Genomic DNA, 280 nt, shown 5'->3' with positions numbered 1-280 from the left:
TGTCCTTGCCCTCCTCCTCGAGCTGCGCCAGCGCCTTGAAGGCCGCTTCTGGCGAGGCGTAGTGGCGTACCTTGCTTTCACCGCGCACCCAGATCTGCGCCACGCGCTTGAAATCGGTGATCGGCTGGCCGGTCACGGCATCATTGGCTTTCAGCGGCAACTGCGCGTAATTGGCCAGCGCTTGCCCGTAATCACGACCTTCGGCCTTGAAGGCAGCCTTGATGTATTGATCGTCGACGAATTGCTCGACGTTCAGACCTTTGTCGGTCTTCTTCAGCAA

General features: G+C 59.3%; 1 pseudogene. It reads right to left on the bottom strand.

Annotated features, from left to right (window positions below):
* Positions 1–280 (bottom strand): annotated as a pseudogene (locus AC0IYH_RS31150) (ABC transporter substrate-binding protein); the annotation flags it as partial.

The organism is Pseudomonas sp. AC463, assembly GCF_979253585.1.
The sequence above is the reverse complement of the archived record's forward strand: the minus strand, read 5'-3'. Positions and strand labels throughout refer to the sequence as shown.